The sequence below is a fragment of the Sphingomonas sp. Leaf62 genome, assembly GCF_001421915.1.
Lineage (GTDB): Bacteria > Pseudomonadota > Alphaproteobacteria > Sphingomonadales > Sphingomonadaceae > Sphingomonas.
Genome location: NZ_LMLN01000030.1, coordinates 227,773 through 248,197 on the forward strand (window position 1 = coordinate 227,773; position 20,425 = coordinate 248,197).

Consider the following 20,425-nt stretch of genomic DNA (forward strand, 5'->3'; position numbering starts at 1 on the left):
ACCGCGAACGGTTCATCGCCGATGAACGGCGGTTGCGTTGACACTTCACCGCATCACGGCGAAGAGCCGGTCCGAGTTTAGCCGGTCCGGCGATCTGCGCTTTCGAGAAGCAGGTAACGGACGGCGAGACGTGGGGGTTCCTGACGGCCGCTCTATTTTGTCCGCGTTTCTGCGGCCGATGGCGGGCACCCTTGCGCACAAGCAGTGAGTGGGAATGAATAAGCGCTGGTCCGTATTGGTTTTGTGGAGCCTGACCGCAGTAAGCGGCGTCGCGAGTGCCCATGTCGCGATGAGCACGGATTCCGAACCAGAGGTTGCCCTGCAATCGACACCAGTTGCCGACGTCCCTGCCCCCGTCGCTTTTGCCGCACCCGCCCCGGTGGTGCAGGCCCTTCCCGAAGCCGAACCGGCCCTCTCCGAAACCGAAACGACCCGCCTCGACAAGCGTGAAGTCGAGTGCATCGCCAAGGTCGTCGTGCACGAAGCCGGCAATCAGCCGCATCGTGGACAGGTCGCCGTGGCGCAGGTCATCCGCGCCCGCGTCAACAGCGGCCGCTTCGCCGACAGCGCCTGTGGCGTCGTCAAGCAGCGCGGCCAATTCTTCAACGTCGACGCCTATGACCCCCCGCGCAACAATGGCCGCTGGGAAAACGCGGTCGACATCGCCAAGCGCACGTTGAGCGGCAAGGGCGAAGACGTCGCCCCCGGCGCACTGTTCTTCCATTCGGCCGGCGCGTCGATGCCCAGGCGCACCCGCGTTACCCAGATCGCCGACCACACCTTCTACCGCTGATCGACGCCGCCTGCCCCGGCAGGATCGCGTTTCCGCAACGCCCGCGCTGAGCAAGGCTCGCGCGGGCGTTGCTGTTTGTGGGGTAGCGCGGTGACTCTACCGCCTTTCATTGCCTTCACCGTTCGCAGCCTCGGCATCCCTCCCTCTCCCTGCGGGAGAGGGAGGGAGCGGCGCAGCCGCGGAAGGGTGAGGGCGATCAGCCTTGATCGAAAGCGACTCTGGAAAAGAAACGGACATCCCCCCGCCCGTTCTCAGCGCGCGCTGCCATCCTCGCCCGGCTGCTCGTCGCCGAACCGTGCCGCCTGCGCCGCTTCCCAGCGCCTGCGCACCGCCGCGCGCGGCGCGTCGAACCCCAGCTTCCCCGTCAACGCCACCCAAGACGCGATCGGCGCGCGGAGCGGCTCGGTGAGCGGCGACGGCGGCAATTCGTCGAACCACGACCCGATCGCGTGTGCGTTGAAGACGCTCAGTAGCAGCGCTGCCGTCGCGATGACGCCGGTCATCCAGCGCCACGGCCGCACCGTGTCGATCGGGGCCGCCGGCACCAGCACCGGCGATCCGACCTCGGCGATCTCTCCCTGTTCGGCACCGGTGGTCATCCTCGCGCTCCGTCAGAACTGGTAATAGATGAACGGCGCGACCCCTTCGGGCCGCATCGCGTCGACGATCAGGATCAGGGCAGCCAGCGCCAGCCCGATGACCGGCGCGGCATGCGTCCGCACGCGCGTCGCGATGCCCGGCAGGATGCCGACCGGCACGGCATGGATTGCAAGCCCCAGTGCGACCAGCCCCAGCGACAGCGGAGTCACCAGCGTGTTGCGCCAATCGCCGGCGAACAGCTGGCGGAGATAGGCGAATGCCTCCCCCTCCCCCTGCGCACGGAAGAATATCCAACCAAGCACGACGATGTGGAAGGTCAGCAGGATGCCGGCCCAGCGCGGCGCCATCGGCAGCCCGGCCGGGCGATGCCGCGACCAGAACCGTTCGATCGCCAGCCAGCCGCCATGCAGCGCGCCCCAGATCACGAAGCTCCAGCTGGCACCATGCCACAGCCCGCCGAGCAACATGGTCAGGAACAGGTTCAGATAGGTGCGCACCGGCCCCTTCCGACTGCCGCCGAGCGGGATGTAGAGATAGTCGCGCAGCCAGCTCGACAGGCTGATATGCCAGCGCCGCCAGAAATCCTGCAGCGAGGCGGCACGATAGGGCTGATCGAAATTGCGCGGAAAAGTATAGCCGAGCAGCGCCGCCAGCCCGATCGCCATGTCCGAATAGGCGGAGAAATCGCAATAGATCTGCACCGCATAGCCATAGGCCCCCATCAGCAGGTCGAGGCTCGACCGGCTTGCGGGATCGAAGAACGCCGGATCGACCAGCGCCCCGGCCAGCTGCGACGCGATCACCGCCTTCTTGAACAGGCCCCACAGGATCAGCAGCAGGGCGGCGGCGGCGGTGCCGCGATCGATCGTCGGCACGCGGCGAAACTGCGGCAACAGGTCGGCACCGCGCACGATCGGCCCGGCGACCAGATGCGGAAAGAACGACATCAACAACGTAAGGTCGAGCAGGCTCGCGGCGGGCACCCGGCGGCGATGGACGTCGACCAGATACGAGATCGCCTGAAAGGTGAAGAAGGACACGCCGACCGGCAGCACCACCTGCAACAGCGGCAGGTCGCGGCCGAAGCCCAGCGGCTGCAACAGCGCCGTCAGTTGTTCGAGGAAGAAGCCGGCATATTTGAAATAGCCGAGCACGCCCAGATTGGCGGCGACGCCGAGCGTCACCAGCGCCCGGCCGCGCCGATCCGCGCTGCGCACGATCGCTGCCGCCAGCGCCCAGTTGACGAACGCTGATACGAACAGCAGCGCGACGAACCGCGCATCCCATGCCCCGTAGAAGAACCAGCTTGCCAGCAGCAGCGCGATCTTGCGCCACTCGTTCGACCGCCCGAGCGACCAGGTGATGGCGTAGACGACAAGGAAGAACAGCCCGAAGCTGAGCGTGGGAAACAGCATTTAGCGAACCGTCAGCGCAGGAACCGTGGGTGCCGTCAGGCTGGTCATGGCAAGGTCGAGATCGGCTTGCAGCAGCCGCGCGATCTCGGCCCCGCCACGGCTGGTGAAGTGCACATGGTCGCCGCGCATCAGCGGTGTCGCCCCCTGCGTCCAGCTATCGGCGACACAGCGTCCGCCCATGGCCTGCGCCCAATCCCAATAGGCGATGCCGAACGCCCTTGCCTGCCGCCGCTGGATCGCCTGTACCGATGCCAGTGCCGCCGTCGGTCGCCACAACGCGGAGGATGCGCAGGGCAGGCTGGCACCGCTTTCGCCAATCTGGAGGCTGGGGATGCGGGTCGCGGAATCGGGCGCACCGAACAACAGCATCGGGACGCCGGGGGCCAGTCGCCGCAACCGGGTCAGGTCCGACCGCAGCGTCGTTTCATAGGCTGCGGCGGAAAATCCGGGCCGAAACGCCTCGTTGGTGCCGAACGCGACGACGATCAGGTCGGGGCGATAGGTGGCGAGTTCGGTCGCGACGACGCGGTCGTCGGTACGATCGAAATGGGTGAATTGCGCACCGACGGTGCCGAGGTTCGACAGGATCACCCCGCCGCCCACGCTGCGTTCGGTGCTCCACGACGTCAGCGTCACCGGTCCTGTGACGACGGTGGCCGATGCGATCGCAGCATCGGCACCGGCGTCGAGCGTACGGCAGCGGCTGCCGGGTTCGAGCGCCGCCAGCGGCCATTCGACGACCGCGGCACCGATGCCGAGTTGTACCGTCCCTGCCCCCGGCCCGGTCAGCGCACAGACGGTCAAGCGGTCGAACGTACGCCCGTCATCGGCACCAAGGGTAATCGTTGCACCCGGCGTGTCGCTGGAGAGGCTGTACGCGCTGACGCCCATCCGCACGCTGCCGGCCGACTGATAGGCCGATCCGAAAATACCGTTGACGCTCCACCCGGCTGATTGGGTCGCAGTGACATCGCGTGTGAGATAACCGGCGTAAGGCCTTCCAGCTGCGAGCGTTCCGCGCCCTCCACGGCCATAACGGGTCTGCAACAGCGTTCGCCAGCTTCCCGTGATCTGGTCACCCGCGGTATGGCTGTCGCCAATCTGGAGGATGCGGACTGGTGCCAAACTGCTGCGGGCCGTCGCCAGCTTTTCGAGAAAGGGGCGGATACGGTCGGCGTCGCACAACGCGCCATGACAGGTCGATGTCGCCATGGCCTGCGCCATGGCCCAAGCGAGCAGCGCGGGCATTAGTTGCCGCTCCCGGTCGGCTTCGCCGCGAGCGCAGGGCGGCCGGCGGCCTGTCGCACCCGCTCGGCATAGCGCCGCAGGTCGGCAGCGACGCCGTTGGTCAGCCGCTGATACCCGACACCGATCATGTGCAGCCCGTCGCCGGTCCGCATCAGGGCGGGCTTGCCGGTTTTCAGGTCGGGCAGATAGGCGTTGTACTTGCCCTCCGCATCCAGCGTCAGCGGCCGCGAATCGATGAACGGCACGCCCAGACGACGCATATGCTCCTCATAGAACGCGTCCATCGCTTGCATATCCGCATCCAGTTGCGCATCCCGCATCACCGGCAACCCCACCCAGTAGACGACTGCGCCGGACGAACGCACCGCCGCCACGAACTTGTCGACGCGATCGCCGATGACCTGTTTCCAGCCATCGCTCATCAACGGATGGAGATGCCCGTCGGCGAACACCGCCTGATTGTCGTTCGCGCCGAAGCTGATGACCGCCGCGTCGACCGGTTGCTGTCGCAACTGTTCACGGGCACGCTGTTCGAGGTCGAGGGTGCGATAGCGGGTGAAACCAGTGGCTTCCTTGGCGAACTTCAGAACCTCGAACCCGTCGCTCTTTGGTAACTGCCGGTACAGCGCATCCCAGATGCCATTGCCGAAACTGTCGCCGAACACGCCGACCCGCAGCACGCCGTCCCGCCGCATCCGGTCTATCACGCGCGGGTCGAGCGGGCTGTCGACGGTGCGGGCGTTTGCCGAAGGCGGTATTGCCGCCGGCGCGACGGTATCGCGCCCGGTAGAGGATGCGCCGGGGGCCAGTGGCGGCGTCGGTGAGGTCGTCGGTGCGGGCGCGTCGGGCAACTCGATCCGCCCCTGCCCGGCGAAGGACAGCCCGACCACGAACCCCGCGATCAGACCAAGGACGAGGACCGCCATCCGGTCCCCCAGCCACCACAGTCTGGAATCCGTCGCGCGAGAGACAGCAGTCACGTTCGATACTCGTTCAGGTAAGAAATAGGCGCGCATCGCAGCGCGCGGGTGATGCGATGCGCGTACCCCGTCCCGCAAATCCCGGCAAGCCGACCCAGCGCGACCCAACCGGCAGACCGGGCGATTGATCGTCGCAGAGACTAGCTGGACGACGGCGGGGAATAGTGCGTTGGTCGAAAAGAACCGATGAATGCGCGGCGAAATCCATGGCTAGTGCTGGTTTGCAGCGGGTCGGAAAGCGGCATGCGCTATACTAGGCCAACCGTTAATGGGTGTTCGGTCGACGTCGACCGACGACGCCGTCGGATCTACGCAAACCGTCCGATCGGCTATTTCCCAATCGCGCAACGCCCCGGTCCGGCATATCCAGTACATCCCGGTTGGGCCGGAACCGCAGAATAAACGATAGCAACGTACTGATAATCCAATATCAATTCGCCATCCATTCGATGCTTTTCGATATGGGACCAAATCAACAGGGGTACGTGAAACCGTCGGGCCGATTGTGATAACAGTGTCGGGAATTGGGTTGGGGAACTGGAAATGAGGATGTGCAAGTTACTGGGCGCGGCCGTTGCACTGGCGACGGTGGCGATGCCGGTGCATGCCGCACCGTGGGTCGCGGGTTGGACGACGTCGCCGATCAAACGGAGTGCCGAACAGGGCCTGATCGACGCGCAATATCGCGGCGCGACGGTGCGGCAGGTGGTCCGGGTGACGATCGCTGGACGGGCGGTGCGGGTGCGATTCTCGAACCGGTTCGGCGCGACGCCGTTGCGCATCGCCGGTGCCAGCATTGCGCTGGCGACCGGTCCGGCTGCCGCGTCGATCCGTGACGGTAGCGACCGGGCGTTGACGTTCGGTGGCAGGGCGATGGTCGAAATCCCGCCGGGGGCCGACTTCTGGTCCGATCCGGTCGCGTTGCCGGTAACGGCACTCGCCGATCTGGCGATCAGCACTCGCTTCGCCGACCTGCCGCTACAACAGACCGGCCATCCGGGCGCGCGGACCCGCAGCTGGATCGCGCAAGGCGAACGGCTGTCCGATGTCGCCTTTGCCGGTGCGGTGCCGATCGAGCGGTGGTTCCAGATCGCAGCGGTCGAAATCGATGCCGCGCCGACCGCGCGGGCCATCGTCGCGCTGGGCGATTCGATCACCGACGGGTACGGCGTGAAGGACGGTGGTAACCAGCGCTGGACCGATGGCCTTGCCAGACGACTCGCGGCGAACCGGGCGACGCGTGAGGTGGCGGTGCTGAACCATGGGATCGGCGGCAATTGCCTGCTGATCGAATGTCTCGGCCCCAACGCGTTGTCGCGGTTCGACAGCGACGTGCTGAGCCAGCCCGGCGCGCGCTACCTGATCCTGCTCGAAGGGATCAACGATCTGGGCGGCTTGGCGCGCGAAAAGCCGGCCAGTGCCGACGAGCGACGCGCGCATGTCGACCGGATGATCGCCGGCTACGCGCAGGTCGTCGCCCGCGCCCGTGCCAAGGGGCTGAAGGTCATCGGCGGCACGGTAATGCCGTTCATGGGCAACGAATATTACCATCCCGATGCGGCGGCCGAGGGTTCGCGGCAAGCGATCAATGCGTGGATCCGTACGCCGGGCAATTTCGACGCGGTGATCGATTTCGACCGCATCGTTCGCGATCCCACCCGGCCCGACCGGCTGTTGCCGGCATATGACCTGGGCGACCATCTGCATCCGTCGACGGCGGGGTATCAGGCGATGGCTGATGCCGTCCCGCTGGGATTGTTCGCGAGGTGACACCGACGCTCGAGCGGGACGGGGCGATGCTGCCGTCGCGCGCGGCGGCGAGCGTCCTGCCGGCGATCGAGGCGGCGCTGGACACGGTGCCGATCGAACGTGCGGGGGTGCAACTGCACGGCGTTGCGGCGCTGCGCGACCTGTTGGCACCGGGCGGCGCGATCGGTGCGGTCGCAGGCGACGTGCTCGGGCCTGAAACCCGGCCCGTCCGCGCGCTGCTGTTCGACAAGTCGGCGGCGACCAACTGGGCGCTCGGCTGGCATCAGGACCGGACGATCGTGGTGCGCGAACGGCGCGACGTGGCGGGTTTCGGTCCGTGGACCGTCAAACAGGGGCTGCAACATGTCGCCCCACCCTTCGCGCTGCTCGAAACCATGGTGACGTTGCGGGTTCATCTCGATCCGGTTCCGGTCGATAACGCACCGCTGCTGGTCGCGCTCGGGTCGCACAAGCTCGGGCGCATCGCCGAGAGCGCGGTGGAGGGGGTCGTCGGTGCCAGCAGGATCCTTGCCTGTCTGGCACGACGTGGCGATATCTAGCTCTATGCGACGCCGATCCTGCATGCGTCCGACGCCGCCATGCGTCCGGCCCGACGGCGGGTGTTGCAGGTCGATTTCGCCGCGCAGCCGCTTCCCGGCGGATTGGCGTGGCTGGGCGTCTGACCCTTGGCGCAAGCGGGAGCGCGCCCCATGTGCGGCGCGAACCAATCGGAGCCTGCTTCATGATCGACCTGCATTACTGGCCGACGCCCAATGGCCACAAGATCACGCTGTTCCTTGAGGAAGCGGGGCTGCCCTACACCATTCACCCGGTCGACATCGCCAATGGCGAGCAGTTCCGCCCGGAGTTCCTGGCCATCGCACCCAATAACCGGATGCCGGCGATCGTCGATCACGAACCGGCGGGCGGCGGCGGCCCATTGGCGATCTTCGAATCGGGTGCGATTCTGCTGTATCTGGCGGAAAAGACCGGCCGGTTCCTGCCCGCCGACCTGCCGGGGCGGTATGACGCGATCCAGTGGCTGATGTGGCAGATGGGCGGGCTGGGGCCGATGGCCGGGCAGAACCTGCATTTCAACGTCTACGCGCCCGAAAAGATTCCCTACGCGCAGGATCGCTATATCCGTGAGACGGCGCGGCTGTACGGGGTGCTCGACAAGCGGCTGGCCGACCGACCGTTCGTCGCGGGCGACTATTCGATCGCCGACATGGCCGCCTATCCATGGATCGTGCCGCACGAAGCGCAGGGGCAAAAGCTGGACGACTTTCCCCATCTGAAGCGCTGGTTCGATACGATCGCCGCGCGTCCGGCGACCGTTGCCGCCTATGAGAAGGGCAAGGCGGTCGGCTACCGCGAGCAGCCGATGACCGACGAGCAGCGTCGCGTGCTGTTCGGTACGCCGGCCGCAAGCTGAGCGAGCGTTGCGACAAACTGCGACAAAAAGGTGCGGCGGCGACATAGGCTGACGACAAGTCGCGGCGATACGGGGGCATCATTTACCGGGGTTGCTCCCGTTTTCGAAAGGTTCGTCATGCGATCGTTCATCATTGCCGCTTCTTTGGCCGCCATCGCCCTGCCCGGCATGGCGTTCGCCGCACAGACCCCACCGCCCGGTCCCGACCGCGTCGTCACCCGCGCCGATGCAATGGCCCGCGCCGACCAGCGCTTCGACGCGCTGGACACCGACCGCGACGGCAAGATCAGCGCGACCGAACGTGCCGTCGCGGCAGGTCCAGCCGGCGAGGACGGGGCACGCCGTCGTGGCGGCGGCCGGATGCTCGAACGGGCCGATGCGAACCGCGACGGCGTCGTCACCCGCGGCGAGTTCCGCGCGATGGCCGCTGCGGGCTTCGACCGGCAGGACGTCAACCGCGACGGCAAGGTCGATGCGACCGAACGCCGTCAGGGGCGCGAACAGCGGATGAGCCGGCAGGGACAGCAGGGCGGCACCATCACCCGCGCCGCGTTTCAGGCGCGCGCGCTCGCCCGGTTCGAACGCATGGACGTGAACAAGGACGGGCAAATCGATCCCGCCGAACGCTTCATGGCGCGTGAAAAGCGGATGCAGCGCCGCGCGCCGCATATCGCCGGCTGATCCCACGCCGGACGGCGGGTGTCGCCCGCCGTCCGGCGTTCCTTTCAGGAGCCTCCGCGCCTAGCATGTCCGACATGGCCGATATCCCGCACCTCCTGCTGGTCGACGACGAACGATCGATCCGCGAACCGCTTGCCCAATATCTGACGAAACAGGGGTTCCGCGTGACCCAGGCGGGTGATGCCGAGGGCGCGCGGGCGCGGCTCAATGCCTATGCCATCGACCTCGCCATCCTCGACATCATGATGCCGGGCGAGGACGGGCTGTCGCTGTGCCGCCATATCCGCGAGACCAGCGAGACGCCGGTCATCCTGCTGACCGCGCGCACGGAGGAGACCGACCGGATCGTCGGGCTGGAAATGGGAGCCGACGATTATGTCGTGAAGCCCTTTTCCCCGCGCGAACTGGCGGCGCGGGTCAAGGTGGTGTTGCGGCGGACCGCCGGCGGTACGGTCCGGCAACATGCCCCGGAGGCGGGATCGTTCGCCTTTGCCGGTTGGGTGCTGAAGACCGGCGAACGGGCGCTGGTCGATCGCGAGGGCGTGTCGGTGCCGCTGTCGACCGGGGAGTATAACCTGCTTCATGCGCTGGTGACGCGCCCGAGGCAGGTGCTGACCCGCGACCAGTTGCTCGACCTGACCCAGGGGCGGGAGGCCGCCGCCTTCGACCGGGCGATCGACAATCAGGTCAGCCGCCTGCGCAAGAAGATCGAGACCGACGTCCGCAACCCGGAGATCATCAAGACCGTGTGGGGCGGTGGTTACACGCTGTCAGCCGAGGTGACGCGCCTGTGAGGCGGCTATGGCCGACGAGCCTGCCCGGCCAGATCGCGCTGCTGGTCGCGGTCGCGCTGTTCGTTGCGCAGGCACTCAATTTTGCGCTGCTGCTGCGCGAGCGGCGTGCATTTCGCTTTGCCGAGATCACCTTGCCTGCGGTCACCCGTTTGATCGACGCGGCCGAGCGGACGACCGCGCCGCGCCGGATGGCCGGCGAGGACCGGATGCGCGGCGTCCGGCTGGTGACCAACCGGGTGCCGCCGCTACGCGGTGAAGCCGAAACCGATGTCGAGCAGGCGATCCGGGGCGGCTTTGCCGATGCCGGTATCCGCGTCGGACGCATTGCGGCGCGCATCCGCCCGATCGACGAGGCCGAGATTCGCGAGCGCGGTATTGCCGGACGGCGGGCCGAGCGGTTGCGGCGGATGGGCGCGGTGCTCGACGCGGCGGTCGAACTGCCCGGGCGCGGCTGGCTGGTGTCGCATACGCCGTGGCCGATGGCCGAGCGCGGGCTGTTGTGGCAGCTGCTCGCGCAGACCTTCATCCTCTACGTCATCGTCCTGCTGCCGGTGTTGTGGATCGGACGCCGGATCGCCAAGCCGCTACGACAACTGGCGGTGGCGGCGCGGGCGTTTCATCCCGGCCGCCCCCTGCCCGCGATCGCGCCGTCGGGGCCGCAGGACGTGCGGCTGCTGATCTCCGCCTTTATCGACCTGGGGCAGCGGGTGAATGCGATGGTCGATGAGAAGGACCGGATGCTGGGCGCGATCGGCCATGATCTGCGCACGCCGCTCGCCGCGCTTCGCGTCCGGATCGAGTCGGTAGAGGACGATACCGACCGCACGCGCATGGCGGAAACGATCGACGAGATGAACGCGACGCTCGACGATATCCTGTCGCTGGCACGGCTGGGCCGACCGAGCGAGGCCGCGACCGATGTCGACGTGGCGGCGCTGGTCGATGCGGTGGTCGACGATTTCCGTGACCTCGGCCATGACGTCGATTTTGTCGAAGCGGCGCGCGTGCCGCTGCATCTGCGCCCCAATCTGATGCGGCGGGCGGTGCGCAACCTGATCGAGAATGCCATCAAATATGCCGGGGCGGCGGAAGTGCGGGTCGAAACGGGCGCGCAAGCCGTGACGATCGTCGTCGCCGATCGGGGGCCGGGCATCCCGGTCGACCGGCTGGACGCCGTGTTCGATCCGTTCATCCGGCTGGAAACGTCGCGCAACCGCGATACCGGCGGGATCGGTCTGGGGCTGGCGTTGGCGCGGGCGATCGTTCGGGATGCCGGTGGCGAGATCGCACTTGCCAACCGCGACGGCGGCGGATTGAACGCGACGATCCGGTTGCCGCGCTGACCGCCCGAGAAACGAAATACGGTACCGCGACGTTGTGCGCTGAACGATGATCAAAGTAGCCAGCTACAACATGCGCAAGGCGATCGGCACCGATCGTCGCCGGATGCCCGAACGGACGCTGGAGGTGCTGCGCGAGATCGATGCCGACATCATCGCGTTGCAGGAGTGCGACCGCCGGCTGGGCGAGCGCGCCGGCGTGATTTCGGCCCATCTGCTGGACGAACACAGCCCATGGGTCGCGGTGCCGCTGGCGATCCGGGCCCAGTCGATGGGATGGCATGGCAACGCCCTGCTGGTCCGCAAGGACGCGACGGTCAGCGGCCCGCGACGGATCGATATCCCCGCACTCGAACCGCGCGGGGCGGTGCGCGCCGATGTGACCACCCATGGCGTAACGCTGCGGGTGGTCGGCATGCATCTCGACCTGTCGGGCCTGTGGCGGCGCAAGCAGGCCCATGCGATCCTGAGCGAGGTCGAGGACTGTACGCCGAAACTGCCTAGCGTGCTGATGGGCGACCTGAACGAATGGACGCCGCGTTCGGGGTGTCTGCGCGACTTCGGACGGACGCATTGCTTTGCAGAGACCGGCCCCAGCTTTCACGCGCGCCATCCGGTCGGGCGCCTCGACCGGATCATGGTTTCGGGCGGGTTGAAGATTCTCGACGCCGGCGTCCATCACAGTGCGGCCGCGCGCAAGGCGTCCGACCATCTGCCGATCTGGGCGACGCTCGCGCCGGCATGAGCGATGCCCCGCTGCACGAACGCGAACTGCGCCTCGCGCTGGTCTGCTATGGGGGGATCAGCCTTGCCGTCTATATGCATGGGCTGGTCAAGGAAATCTGGCACATCGCCCGCGCCAGCCGGGCGGTGCAGGATGATGGCGAGCCGCTAACGGGCAGCGCGGGCGTGTATCAGGCGATGCTGACCGATCTGGCAGCGTTGACCGGCATCCGGCTGCGCGTGCTGGTCGATATCGTCGCGGGGGCCAGCGCGGGGGGAATCAATGGTGTGTTTCTGGCGCAGGCGGTGTCGACCGGTCAGTCGCTCGATCCGCTGACCGACCTGTGGCTGAACGGTGCGGATATCGAGGCACTGATCGATCCGGCGCAGAGCCCGGCCAGCGCATTGTCGCGACCATGGGCACGGCCGATCGCGTGGATGGCGCTGGGCCGCGAGGGCGAGGATGCGTCGAGCGTCGATATCGCGGCGCGCGACGAGTTGCGCCAGAAGCTCGATCGGTTCGTCCGGGCGCGCTGGTTCCAGCCGCCCTTTGGCGGGCGGGCGATCGTCGACATGCTGCTCGACGCCTTTGCCGCGATGGCGGCAGCACCCACCGGGCCGAGGCTGTTGCCGCCGGGCCAGCCGCTCGACCTGTTCGTGACCGTCACCGACTTCGCCGGTCACCCCGAGGTGTTGCGGCTCAATTCGCCGAAGGAAGTGGTCGAGACCGAACATCGGCTGGTCATCGGTTTCCACGACCATGGCGGCGACCGGCTGGCCGACGCCGCCGAACTGGTGTTCGCGGCGCGCGCGACGTCGAGCTTTCCCGGCGCGTTCCCGCCATTCCGCGTGGGGGAACTGGATGCGGCACTGGCCGATCGCGCGGTCGACTGGCCGGGACGCGATGCGTTTCTGCGCCGGGTGCTGCCGCGCCAGTCGGCGGTGGGAATGGCGGATCAGGCGACGCTGATCGACGGGTCGGTGCTGGCCAACGCGCCGTTCGCGCCCGCCATCGATGCGCTGCGCGAACGGCCGGCGCGGCGGCAGATCGACCGGCGCTTTGTCTATCTCGATCCGGCACCCAACCATAAATTCGGCATCGGTACCGCCGCCGAAGGACCACCCGGTTTTTTCCAGACAATCCTCGGCGCGCTGTCCGAACTGCCGCGCAAACAGCCGATCCGCGACAATCTGGACGCGATCCAACGGCGGTCCGAACGGATCGAACGGATGCTGGCGATCGTGGACAAGCTGCGCGTCGGGGTCGAGGCGGAGGTCGAGCAACTGTTCGGCTATACGCTGTTCCTCGACTGGCCGACCCCGGCGAGGCTGGTCGGCTGGCGGCAGCGCGCGCAGGTGCAGGCGGCGAAGCGTGCCGGATACGGCCATGCCGCCTATGGGCTGCTGAAAGTCGATCAGGTGCTAGACCGGCTGGCCGACCGGGTCGCGACATTGGTCGAGGATGCGTCGCCCGACCGGGTCCGGCGGCTGCGCGAAGGATTCGCGCAGGTCGTCGCTGACAGCGATGCCGGCCGGTTCGACGGCGACGGCGCATCGGAAGCCGCCATCGCCTTTCTGCGATCGCACGACCTCGCCTTTCGCATCCGGCGGTTGCGGTTGCTGGTGCGGACCCTCTCCGCGATGGAGCCCGAGCAGGATGCGGCGGCGCTGGCCCCGGTGCGCGAGGCGATCTTCGCCAGCCTGACGCCGTATCTGGCGTGCGAGAATGCCGACCATTTCGCCGAAGTCCGGACGCTGGTCGGGGACAAGCGCACCGATCCCGAGGCATTGCTGGCGGCGATGGCGGAGGCGATGGACCTGACCACGCTCGACGCGCGGACCGATGCGCGCCTGTCGGAGGCGCTGGCCGCCGCCCCGCGCGACATCCGGCGGCCGATCCTGCTCGCCTATCTCGGCTTTCCGTTCTTCGACATCGCGACGCTGCCGTTGCTCGGCGGCGAGGGGCTGGACGAATTCGATCCGGTGCGGGTCGATCGCATCGCGCCCGACGACGCGCCGTCGATCCGCGCGGGCGGTGCGGAAGCGACACTGAAGGGGATTCGCTTCAACAATTTCGGCGCGTTCTTCAGCCGGTCCTACCGCGAGAACGACTATCTATGGGGGCGGCTGCACGGGGCCGAGCGGATGATCGACATCGCGCTGTCGACCCTGCCGCCCGAGGTTCATCTGCCGCCGGGGTGGCTCACCCGGCACAAGCGCGCCGCGTTCCTCGCCATTCTGGACGAAGAAGAGCCACGGTTGCAGGCGATCCAGCCGCTGTTCGACGAATTGCGCGCCGAAATCGGCTGACCCTGTCGCCTATTGGAAAAGCCGGCGCGACGGGCGTAAGGAAGGAGCGACGACAACGACGAAGGCTCCCTGAGCGATGCAGTTCCTGAAAACCCTGTTCTGGGCATTGCTGGTGGGGGTGATCGTCGCCTTTGCGCTCAACAACATGACGATGGTCCCGCTGAAGCTGTGGGGCACGCTGTACGCCGATGTGAACCTGCCGCTGCTGCTGATCGTCACGTTTCTGGCCGGGTTCCTGCCGACCTTCGTCGCGCTCCACCTGACGCGCTGGCGGTTGCGGCAGCGGATCGCCGCGACCGACCGGACGCTGGCCGACCTGCACCGCGTCGAGGCGACACCGACACATGTCGTCGATCCCGTGCCGACCATCACGCCGGGAGGTATCGTATGAGCCGTTCGCCGATCTATGTCGCGATCGACACGCCCGATCTGGACCGGGCCAAGGCGCTGGCGCAGGCGGTGCGCGGCCATGTCGGCGGGCTGAAGCTGGGTCTCGAATTCTTCATGGCGAATGGCCGGGCGGGCGTTCGGACGATGGCCGATCTGGGCCTGCCGATCTTTCTCGACCTGAAATTCCACGACATTCCGAACACGGTGGCCAAGGCGATCCAGGCGCTGGGGCCGCTCGACCCTGCGATCCTGACCGTCCATGCCGCGGGGGGGCGGGCGATGCTGGAGGATGCGAAAGCCGCCGCGCCGCTGGGTACCAAGGTGGTGGCGGTGACGATGCTGACCAGCCTCGACGCGCACGACCTGTCGTCGATCGGCCTCGCCCCCGATCCGCATGAGCAGGTGGTGCGGCTGACCGAACTGGCGAAAAGCGCCGGGGTCGACGGTGTCGTCTGTTCGGGGGCCGAGGTGGCGGCCGCGAAGAAGGCGTGGCCGCAAGGGTTCTTCGTCGTGCCGGGGGTGCGGCCGGTCGATGGCCCGGTGGGCGACCAGAAACGCGTGGTGACGCCGCGTGCCGCGCTGGATGCCGGGGCATCGGTGCTGGTGATCGGACGGCCGATCACGCAGGCGGAAGATCCCGATCAGGCAGCAAGAGCGATCGAAGCGACACTGTAGACGCGCCGGGCAAGGTCGAGCGCAGCACGACCGCCCGCACGAGGCCTGTCCAGCCGGTGAAGCCGACAGCGCGGGCTCCGTCCGCGGCACGCCCGAAGTTTGCGAAGTTGACACGTATCCAGTCGTCGAGGCGGGGCGGCGTTTAAAAATAGCCTATCATTTACAGATACTTGCGTCAGTCTCGGTGTAAACTTCGGCGGTGAAAGTTTGTCGGGATTGCCACATGCGGGGCCGACAAGCGCACGAACGTTTCAAAGGGTTCGGACGATTCAAGGAGCAGGGGCCGCCGATCGGCCCGGCGCGAACCTTGACACTGCCGCGCCGCGTAGGAAACCGATCAGCTGCCGACGCGCACCCACAGCGCGGTCGCGTCGTCGCTGATCTTGAACCGGGCGAAGCGCAGGCAGGCGGCGTCCTCCTGTTCGATCCGGCGCAGGTCGACGCCGAGTGCCGCGAGGCCACGGGTTCGCACTGCGGCGAACAGGCTGTCCGCGTCATGGACGCCGTAGGAATCGACCAGCGCAACAAAGCCGTCGGTCATCAGCAGCAATTCGTCGGCGATCGCGATTTCGAACCGGGCAGTCGTCATCGCCGACGCGCTGGTGGCGGCATCGACCCCTAGCACCCGCTGGCCGGCGCGCGAGCGCGCGGCGCGACGGTCTTCCAGCACGACCGCACTGCGCAGCTTTACCGCGCCGATGCCGGGACCGAGGGCGGCGGCCTGTGCGCTTTCGCGGGTTCGGCTGGGGGCCGGGGTGCGCCACGCCACCCTATCGCCCGAAGCATGAAGGATCGAACAGTCGCTGGCCCATGCCACGTCCAGACTGGCATCGACCAGTTGGACGGCGGCGAAGGAGGCGCGGGGCAATTCCCATGGCCCCTGCGGGTCCCGTTGCCGCTGTCGGTCATAGGCGGCCTCGACCGTGGCGAATACCTGATGGCAGGTGTCGCGAAGGTCGGCACCCTCGATCGTGGCGAAGGCGGCATCGGCGGTCGCGGCGAGCCATGCCGCCCCGCCCTGCGCCCCCAGCAGGCCCGGCGGGGACAGGTCGGTCGCACCGTCGATCACCCATGCATGACGCGCCCGCACCCCGGCACGATCGTCGTTCGGAACATGGGTGTCCCCGCACAGGCCGAGCGACTGGATCAGATCGAAATGCATGGCCGCGCTGTAGGGGAAAGTCGGCTGACGCTCCAGATGGACATTGGGCGGATCACATGCCCTATCGTCATGGCCGATCGCCCGCTAAGCCGCACGGCATGACGCTCATCAAGATCTGCGGCCTGTCGACGCCTGAAACGCTGGCCGCCGCGCTGACCGCCGGGGCGAGCCATGTCGGGTTCGTGTTCTTTGCCCCCTCCCCCCGCAATCTGGCGTTCGATGCGGCGGCGGGGCTGGCGCGGCAGGTGCCGGGACAGGTCGCGAAGGTCGGCGTGTTCGTCGATCCCGACAATGCGTTGATCGACGCGGCGATGGCGGCGGGACAGCTGGACGTGATCCAGCTGCACAAGACCGCGCCGGATCGTATCGCGGCGATCCGCGCGCGAACCGGCAAGGAAGTTTGGGGCGCGGTCGCGGTCAAAACGCAGGCCGACCTGAACGAGGCGAGGACGCTGGTCGGTGCCGCCGACCGGGTGCTGTATGACGCGAAGACGCCGTCGGGGGCGGCGCTGCCGGGTGGCATGGGATTGCGGTTCGACTGGGGCCTGCTCGACGGCTTCGTCCACCCGCTGCCATGGGCGTTGTCGGGCGGGCTGGATGCCGGGAACGTCGCCGAGGCGATCCGGGCGACGCGCGCGCCGCTGGTCGATGTGTCGTCGGGAGTCGAGACGGTGCCGGGGGTGAAGGACGCCGGGCAGATCGCGGCGTTCGTGCGTAGCGTGACGGGCCGCTGATACTCGACAGCGCCCGCCGCCGGGCGTAACGAGCGGCCTATGAACGCACCCAACAGCTATCGTGCCCAGCCCGACGATCGTGGTCATTTCGGCGCCTTTGGCGGCCGCTATGTCGCCGAGACGCTGATGCCGCTGATCCTCGACCTCGACCGCGAATATAAGGCGGCAAAGGCCGATCCCGCCTTTGCCGCGCAGTTCGACGACCTGATGACGCATTATGTCGGCCGGCCCAGCCCGCTCTATCATGCGGAACGGCTGTCGGAGACGCTGCGCGCGTCGGCCGAGCCGGGCATGGGCGCGCAGGTGTGGTTCAAGCGCGACGAACTGAACCATACCGGCGCGCACAAGATCAACAACTGCATCGGGCAGATCCTGCTGGCGATCCGCATGGGCAAGACCCGGATCATCGCCGAGACGGGTGCCGGCCAGCATGGCGTGGCGACGGCGGCGGTGTGTGCGCGCTTCGGCCTGCCCTGCGTCATCTATATGGGCGCGCGCGATATCGAACGGCAGCAGCCGAACGTGTTCCGCATGAAGCTGCTGGGGGCCGAGGTTCGTCCGGTGACCAGCGGCGCGGCGACGCTGTCCGACGCGATGAACGAAGGGCTGCGCGACTGGGTCGCCAACGTCCACGATACCTTCTACATCATCGGTACCGCCGCCGGCCCGCATCCGTATCCGGAACTGGTCCGCGATTTCCAGAGCATCATCGGCCGCGAGGCGCGCGCGCAGATGCTGGAGCGGACCGGACGCCTGCCCGACCTGCTGGTCGCGGCGATCGGGGGCGGATCGAATGCGATCGGGCTGTTCCACCCGTTCCTCGACGATGCGGACGTTCGGATGCTGGGCGTCGAGGCGGCGGGGCACGGTCTGGACAAGGACCATGCCGCGTCGCTGGCGGGCGGCTTCCCCGGCATCCTGCATGGCAACAAAACCTATCTGTTGCAGGACGAGGACGGGCAGATCGCCGAGGGGCATTCGATCTCGGCGGGCCTCGACTATCCGGGCATCGGGCCGGAACATGCGTGGCTGCGCGATATCGGGCGGGTCGAATATGACAGCGCGACCGATGTCGATGCGCTCGACGCGTTCCAGATGCTGTGCCGGACCGAAGGGATCATCCCCGCGCTGGAGCCGGCGCACGCGATCGCGGCGGTGGCGCGGCGGGCGAAGACGATGCGGTCGGATCAGATCATCCTCGCCAACCTGTGTGGGCGGGGGGACAAGGATATTTTCACGGTGGCGAGCGCGCTGGGAGTGGAGATTTAAGCCCTCTCCCCTTCAGGGGAGAGGGTTGGGAGAGGGGCAGTGCGCGACGCTGGTTTGATTGAGAGAGCCAAGGCGGCGCGCAAGGCCCCTACTCCGGCCGAACAGCGGTTGTGGTTCGCGTTGCGCGCCGAGCGGTTCGCTGGCGTGAAGTTCAGGCGGCAGAAGGTGGTCGGGCCGTATATCGCCGACTTTGCGGCTAACTCTCCGAAGCTGGTGTTGGAACTCGACGGCCACCTGCACGGCGACACCGCCGCTTACGACGCGGAACGCACCGCCTATTTGACGCAAGCCGGCTATCGGGTAGTGCGGTTTACCAATGCCGATGTGATGTACAATCTCGACGGCGTGTTGAGACAGTTGGAAGACGTTGTGAACAATCCCCTCTCCCAACCCTCTCCCCTGAAGGGGAGAGGGCTTTGACCCGCCTTGCTGCTGCGTTTGGCAAGGGGCGTCCGGCGCTCGTCTGCTTCGTCACCGCAGGTGATCCTACGCCCGACGCTACCCCCGCCATCCTCGACGCGCTGGTCGCCGGGGGTGCGGATGTGATCGAACTCGGCATGCCGTTCACCGATCCGATGGCCGATGGCCCCGCGATCCAGTCGGCGAACATCCGCTCGCTGGCGGCGGGGACGCGGACGGCCGATGTGCTGCGCATCGCCACCGATTTCCGCGCGCGCCAGCCCCACGTGCCGCTGGTGCTGATGGGCTATGCCAATCCGATGGTTCGGCGCGGGGCCGACTGGTTCGCGCAAGCCTGCGCCGCCGCTGGCGTCGACGGCGTGATTTGCGTCGACATTCCGCCCGAGGAGGACGACAGCCTTGGCGAACAGCTGCGCGAGCATGGCGTCGCCGCGATCCGGCTGGCCACGCCAACGACCGACGCGGCACGGCTGCCACAGGTATTGGCGGGGGCCGGCGGCTTCCTGTATTACGTCTCGGTCGCCGGGATTACCGGCAAGCAACAGGCGGTGCAGGCGTCGATCGACGATGCCGTCGCCCGGCTGAAGGCCGCGACCGACTTGCCGATCGCGGTCGGTTTCGGCGTGCGTACCCCCGAACAGGCGGCGAATATCGCGCGCGTCGCCGATGGCGTCGTCGTCGGATCGGCGATTGTTGAAATTGTCGCTGAACATGGCGCGCAGGCCGCCGCCCCCGTCCAATCCTACATCGAAAGCCTCGCTGCTGCGATCGCAACGGCGAGCAGGGAACCCGCATGAGCTGGCTCAACCGCGTCCGCAACGCCCTGCCCTTTGTCGCGCGCAAGGAAACGCCCGATCACCTTTGGCATAAGTGCAAGGGCTGCGGGCAGATGATCTTCAACAAGGAATGGGAAGAGAATCTGCACGTCTGCCCGCAGTGCGACCATCATGGCCGCATCGGGCCGAAGGAGCGGTTCCAGCAGCTGTTCGATGACGGCAGCGTCGAGATCCTGCCCAATCCGAAGGTCGCCGAGGACCCGCTGAAGTTCCGCGACAGCAAGCGCTATGTCGACCGGCTGAAGGCGGCGCGGACCGATACCGGCGAGCAGGACGCGTATCAGAACGCGTACGGCACGATCGCCGGCCGGGCGTGCGTGATCGGCGTGCAGAATTTCGCATTCATGGGCGGGTCGATGGGCCAGTTCGTGGGCGAGGCGTTCATTGCCGGGGTCGAGGCGGCGATCGCGCGCGGTGTGCCGTACATCGTCTTTACCGCCAGCGGCGGCGCGCGGATGCAGGAGGGCATTTTGAGCCTGATGCAGATGCCGCGCACGACCGTGGCGATCGAAATGCTGCACGATGCCGGGCTCCCCTATCTGGTGGTGCTGACCGATCCGACGTCGGGCGGGGTGATGGCGGCCTATGCGATGCTAGGCGACGTGCAGATCGCCGAGCCGAAGGCGACGCTGGCATTCACCGGGCGGCGGGTGATCGAGAGCACGATCCGCGAGAAGCTGCCCGACGATTTCCAGACCAGCGAATATTACCGCGATCATGGGTTGATCGACCGCGTGACGCATCGCCGCGATCTGCCGGCCGAACTGGCGCAGTTGATCGAGTTTCTGGGGCGCAAGGAAGCGGCTTGAAGTAGCGCCTCCCCGCTCGCGGGGAGGGAACCATGCGCAGCATGGTGGAGGGGGATCGCCAT

The 20,425-nt window shown here is 67.3% G+C and carries 21 protein-coding genes; 16 read left to right on the plus strand and 5 right to left on the minus strand.

All coding sequences use genetic code 11. The features are described 5' to 3' along the window. Nucleotides 1-214 precede the first annotated feature (214 nt). Nucleotides 215-793: a cell wall hydrolase gene (locus ASE91_RS16370; protein ID WP_082454082.1), complete on the plus strand. Its 579-nt coding sequence runs from the start codon at nt 215-217 to the stop codon at nt 791-793. A gap of 251 nt (nt 794-1,044) precedes the next feature. On the opposite strand, the gene ASE91_RS16375 is transcribed toward ASE91_RS16370, so the two are convergent. The 4 genes from ASE91_RS16375 to ASE91_RS16390 are packed head-to-tail and all read right to left on the minus strand — an operon-like array spanning nt 1,045 to nt 5,036. After that, the gene (locus ASE91_RS16375) at nt 1,045-1,392 is read right to left on the minus strand and encodes a hypothetical protein (protein WP_055999750.1); all 348 of its coding nucleotides are present in this window, start codon (nt 1,390-1,392) and stop codon (nt 1,045-1,047) included. Nucleotides 1,393-1,404: 12 nt separating this feature from the next. Then, the gene (locus tag ASE91_RS16380; RefSeq protein ID WP_056628110.1) at nt 1,405-2,808 is read right to left on the minus strand and encodes an MBOAT family O-acyltransferase; all 1,404 of its coding nucleotides are present in this window, start codon (nt 2,806-2,808) and stop codon (nt 1,405-1,407) included. After that, nucleotides 2,809-4,020, minus strand: a complete 1,212-nt coding sequence (locus ASE91_RS16385) for a GDSL-type esterase/lipase family protein (protein ID WP_235530535.1) — start codon at nt 4,018-4,020, stop codon at nt 2,809-2,811. A gap of 35 nt (nt 4,021-4,055) precedes the next feature. Next, nucleotides 4,056-5,036: an SGNH/GDSL hydrolase family protein gene (locus ASE91_RS16390; RefSeq protein WP_162233674.1), complete on the minus strand. Its 981-nt coding sequence runs from the start codon at nt 5,034-5,036 to the stop codon at nt 4,056-4,058. A gap of 543 nt (nt 5,037-5,579) precedes the next feature. Here ASE91_RS16390 and ASE91_RS16395 point away from each other — a divergent pair. From ASE91_RS16395 to pyrF, 10 genes are all read left to right on the plus strand, one after another. Then, nucleotides 5,580-6,806 (plus strand): SGNH/GDSL hydrolase family protein, encoded by a 1,227-nt coding sequence (locus ASE91_RS16395; RefSeq protein WP_235530536.1) that lies wholly within the window; start codon nt 5,580-5,582, stop codon nt 6,804-6,806. After that, nucleotides 6,803-7,345 carry a phytanoyl-CoA dioxygenase family protein gene (locus ASE91_RS16400; RefSeq protein ID WP_327196798.1) on the plus strand — a complete coding sequence of 181 codons (543 nt, stop codon included), beginning with the start codon at nt 6,803-6,805 and terminating at the stop codon, nt 7,343-7,345. The genes ASE91_RS16395 and ASE91_RS16400 overlap by 4 nt, the downstream gene beginning before the upstream one ends. 182 nt (nt 7,346-7,527) lie before the next feature. Continuing rightward, nucleotides 7,528-8,220, plus strand: coding sequence for a glutathione binding-like protein (locus ASE91_RS16405; protein WP_056628120.1), 693 nt, complete (start codon nt 7,528-7,530; stop codon nt 8,218-8,220). Nucleotides 8,221-8,364: 144 nt separating this feature from the next. Beyond that, entirely contained in the window at nt 8,365-8,901 is a 537-nt protein-coding gene (locus ASE91_RS16410; protein WP_235530537.1) for a hypothetical protein, read from the plus strand. Nucleotides 8,902-8,975: 74 nt separating this feature from the next. Beyond that, entirely contained in the window at nt 8,976-9,695 is a 720-nt protein-coding gene (locus ASE91_RS16415) for a response regulator (RefSeq protein WP_055999772.1), read from the plus strand. Continuing rightward, on the plus strand, nt 9,692-11,038 hold the full coding sequence (locus ASE91_RS16420; protein WP_056628123.1) for a sensor histidine kinase: 1,347 nt from the start codon (nt 9,692-9,694) through the stop codon (nt 11,036-11,038). The genes ASE91_RS16415 and ASE91_RS16420 overlap by 4 nt, the downstream gene beginning before the upstream one ends. Before the next feature lie 46 nt (nt 11,039-11,084). Continuing rightward, the gene (locus ASE91_RS16425) at nt 11,085-11,780 is read left to right on the plus strand and encodes an endonuclease/exonuclease/phosphatase family protein (RefSeq protein ID WP_056628126.1); all 696 of its coding nucleotides are present in this window, start codon (nt 11,085-11,087) and stop codon (nt 11,778-11,780) included. Then, nucleotides 11,777-14,068: a patatin-like protein gene (locus ASE91_RS16430; protein ID WP_056628129.1), complete on the plus strand. Its 2,292-nt coding sequence runs from the start codon at nt 11,777-11,779 to the stop codon at nt 14,066-14,068. Before ASE91_RS16425 ends, ASE91_RS16430 begins: the two co-directional genes overlap by 4 nt. A gap of 76 nt (nt 14,069-14,144) precedes the next feature. Continuing rightward, a complete protein-coding gene (locus tag ASE91_RS16435; protein ID WP_056628132.1) occupies nt 14,145-14,459 on the plus strand; it encodes a LapA family protein in 315 nt (104 codons plus the stop codon). After that, nucleotides 14,456-15,133, plus strand: coding sequence for an orotidine-5'-phosphate decarboxylase (gene pyrF / locus ASE91_RS16440; RefSeq protein ID WP_056628135.1), 678 nt, complete (start codon nt 14,456-14,458; stop codon nt 15,131-15,133). The genes ASE91_RS16435 and pyrF overlap by 4 nt, the downstream gene beginning before the upstream one ends. A gap of 337 nt (nt 15,134-15,470) precedes the next feature. Here pyrF and ASE91_RS16445 read toward each other — a convergent pair whose 3' ends face one another. Further along, nucleotides 15,471-16,295, minus strand: coding sequence for a hypothetical protein (locus tag ASE91_RS16445; protein WP_056628138.1), 825 nt, complete (start codon nt 16,293-16,295; stop codon nt 15,471-15,473). A gap of 98 nt (nt 16,296-16,393) precedes the next feature. Here ASE91_RS16445 and ASE91_RS16450 point away from each other — a divergent pair, with 98 nt between their 5' ends. From ASE91_RS16450 to accD, 5 genes are read left to right on the plus strand one after another with little or no spacing between them, the layout of a single operon-like run. Further along, nucleotides 16,394-17,029, plus strand: coding sequence for a phosphoribosylanthranilate isomerase (locus tag ASE91_RS16450; protein ID WP_056628141.1), 636 nt, complete (start codon nt 16,394-16,396; stop codon nt 17,027-17,029). A gap of 39 nt (nt 17,030-17,068) precedes the next feature. Further along, the gene (trpB, locus tag ASE91_RS16455; protein ID WP_055999793.1) at nt 17,069-18,298 is read left to right on the plus strand and encodes a tryptophan synthase subunit beta; all 1,230 of its coding nucleotides are present in this window, start codon (nt 17,069-17,071) and stop codon (nt 18,296-18,298) included. 39 nt (nt 18,299-18,337) lie between these two features. Beyond that, complete coding sequence (locus ASE91_RS16460; protein WP_235530538.1) at nt 18,338-18,718, plus strand: endonuclease domain-containing protein; 381 nt, start codon at nt 18,338-18,340, stop codon at nt 18,716-18,718. Beyond that, entirely contained in the window at nt 18,715-19,515 is an 801-nt protein-coding gene (gene trpA / locus ASE91_RS16465; RefSeq protein WP_056628815.1) for a tryptophan synthase subunit alpha, read from the plus strand. Before ASE91_RS16460 ends, trpA begins: the two co-directional genes overlap by 4 nt. Continuing rightward, nucleotides 19,512-20,363, plus strand: coding sequence for an acetyl-CoA carboxylase, carboxyltransferase subunit beta (gene accD / locus ASE91_RS16470; RefSeq protein ID WP_055999796.1), 852 nt, complete (start codon nt 19,512-19,514; stop codon nt 20,361-20,363). Before trpA ends, accD begins: the two co-directional genes overlap by 4 nt. Nucleotides 20,364-20,425: the final 62 nt, after the last annotated feature.

What these genes read in the sequence shown, in the direction of transcription:
- ASE91_RS16370 (WP_082454082.1), top strand. Translation starts at nt 215, where the DNA reads ATGAATAAGCGCTGGTCCGTATTGGTTTTGTGGAGCCTGACCGCAGTA.
- ASE91_RS16385 (WP_235530535.1), bottom strand. Translation starts at nt 4,020, where the DNA reads ATGGCGACATCGACCTGTCATGGCGCGTTGTGCGACGCCGACCGTATC.
- accD (WP_055999796.1), top strand. Translation starts at nt 19,512, where the DNA reads ATGAGCTGGCTCAACCGCGTCCGCAACGCCCTGCCCTTTGTCGCGCGC.
- ASE91_RS16405 (WP_056628120.1), top strand. Translation starts at nt 7,528, where the DNA reads ATGATCGACCTGCATTACTGGCCGACGCCCAATGGCCACAAGATCACG.
- ASE91_RS16380 (WP_056628110.1), bottom strand. Translation starts at nt 2,808, where the DNA reads ATGCTGTTTCCCACGCTCAGCTTCGGGCTGTTCTTCCTTGTCGTCTAC.
- ASE91_RS16395 (WP_235530536.1), top strand. Translation starts at nt 5,580, where the DNA reads ATGAGGATGTGCAAGTTACTGGGCGCGGCCGTTGCACTGGCGACGGTG.
- pyrF (WP_056628135.1), top strand. Translation starts at nt 14,456, where the DNA reads ATGAGCCGTTCGCCGATCTATGTCGCGATCGACACGCCCGATCTGGAC.
- ASE91_RS16450 (WP_056628141.1), top strand. Translation starts at nt 16,394, where the DNA reads ATGACGCTCATCAAGATCTGCGGCCTGTCGACGCCTGAAACGCTGGCC.
- ASE91_RS16375 (WP_055999750.1), bottom strand. Translation starts at nt 1,392, where the DNA reads ATGACCACCGGTGCCGAACAGGGAGAGATCGCCGAGGTCGGATCGCCG.
- ASE91_RS16435 (WP_056628132.1), top strand. Translation starts at nt 14,145, where the DNA reads ATGCAGTTCCTGAAAACCCTGTTCTGGGCATTGCTGGTGGGGGTGATC.
- ASE91_RS16430 (WP_056628129.1), top strand. Translation starts at nt 11,777, where the DNA reads ATGAGCGATGCCCCGCTGCACGAACGCGAACTGCGCCTCGCGCTGGTC.
- ASE91_RS16445 (WP_056628138.1), bottom strand. Translation starts at nt 16,295, where the DNA reads ATGCATTTCGATCTGATCCAGTCGCTCGGCCTGTGCGGGGACACCCAT.
- trpB (WP_055999793.1), top strand. Translation starts at nt 17,069, where the DNA reads ATGAACGCACCCAACAGCTATCGTGCCCAGCCCGACGATCGTGGTCAT.
- ASE91_RS16425 (WP_056628126.1), top strand. Translation starts at nt 11,085, where the DNA reads ATGATCAAAGTAGCCAGCTACAACATGCGCAAGGCGATCGGCACCGAT.
- ASE91_RS16415 (WP_055999772.1), top strand. Translation starts at nt 8,976, where the DNA reads ATGGCCGATATCCCGCACCTCCTGCTGGTCGACGACGAACGATCGATC.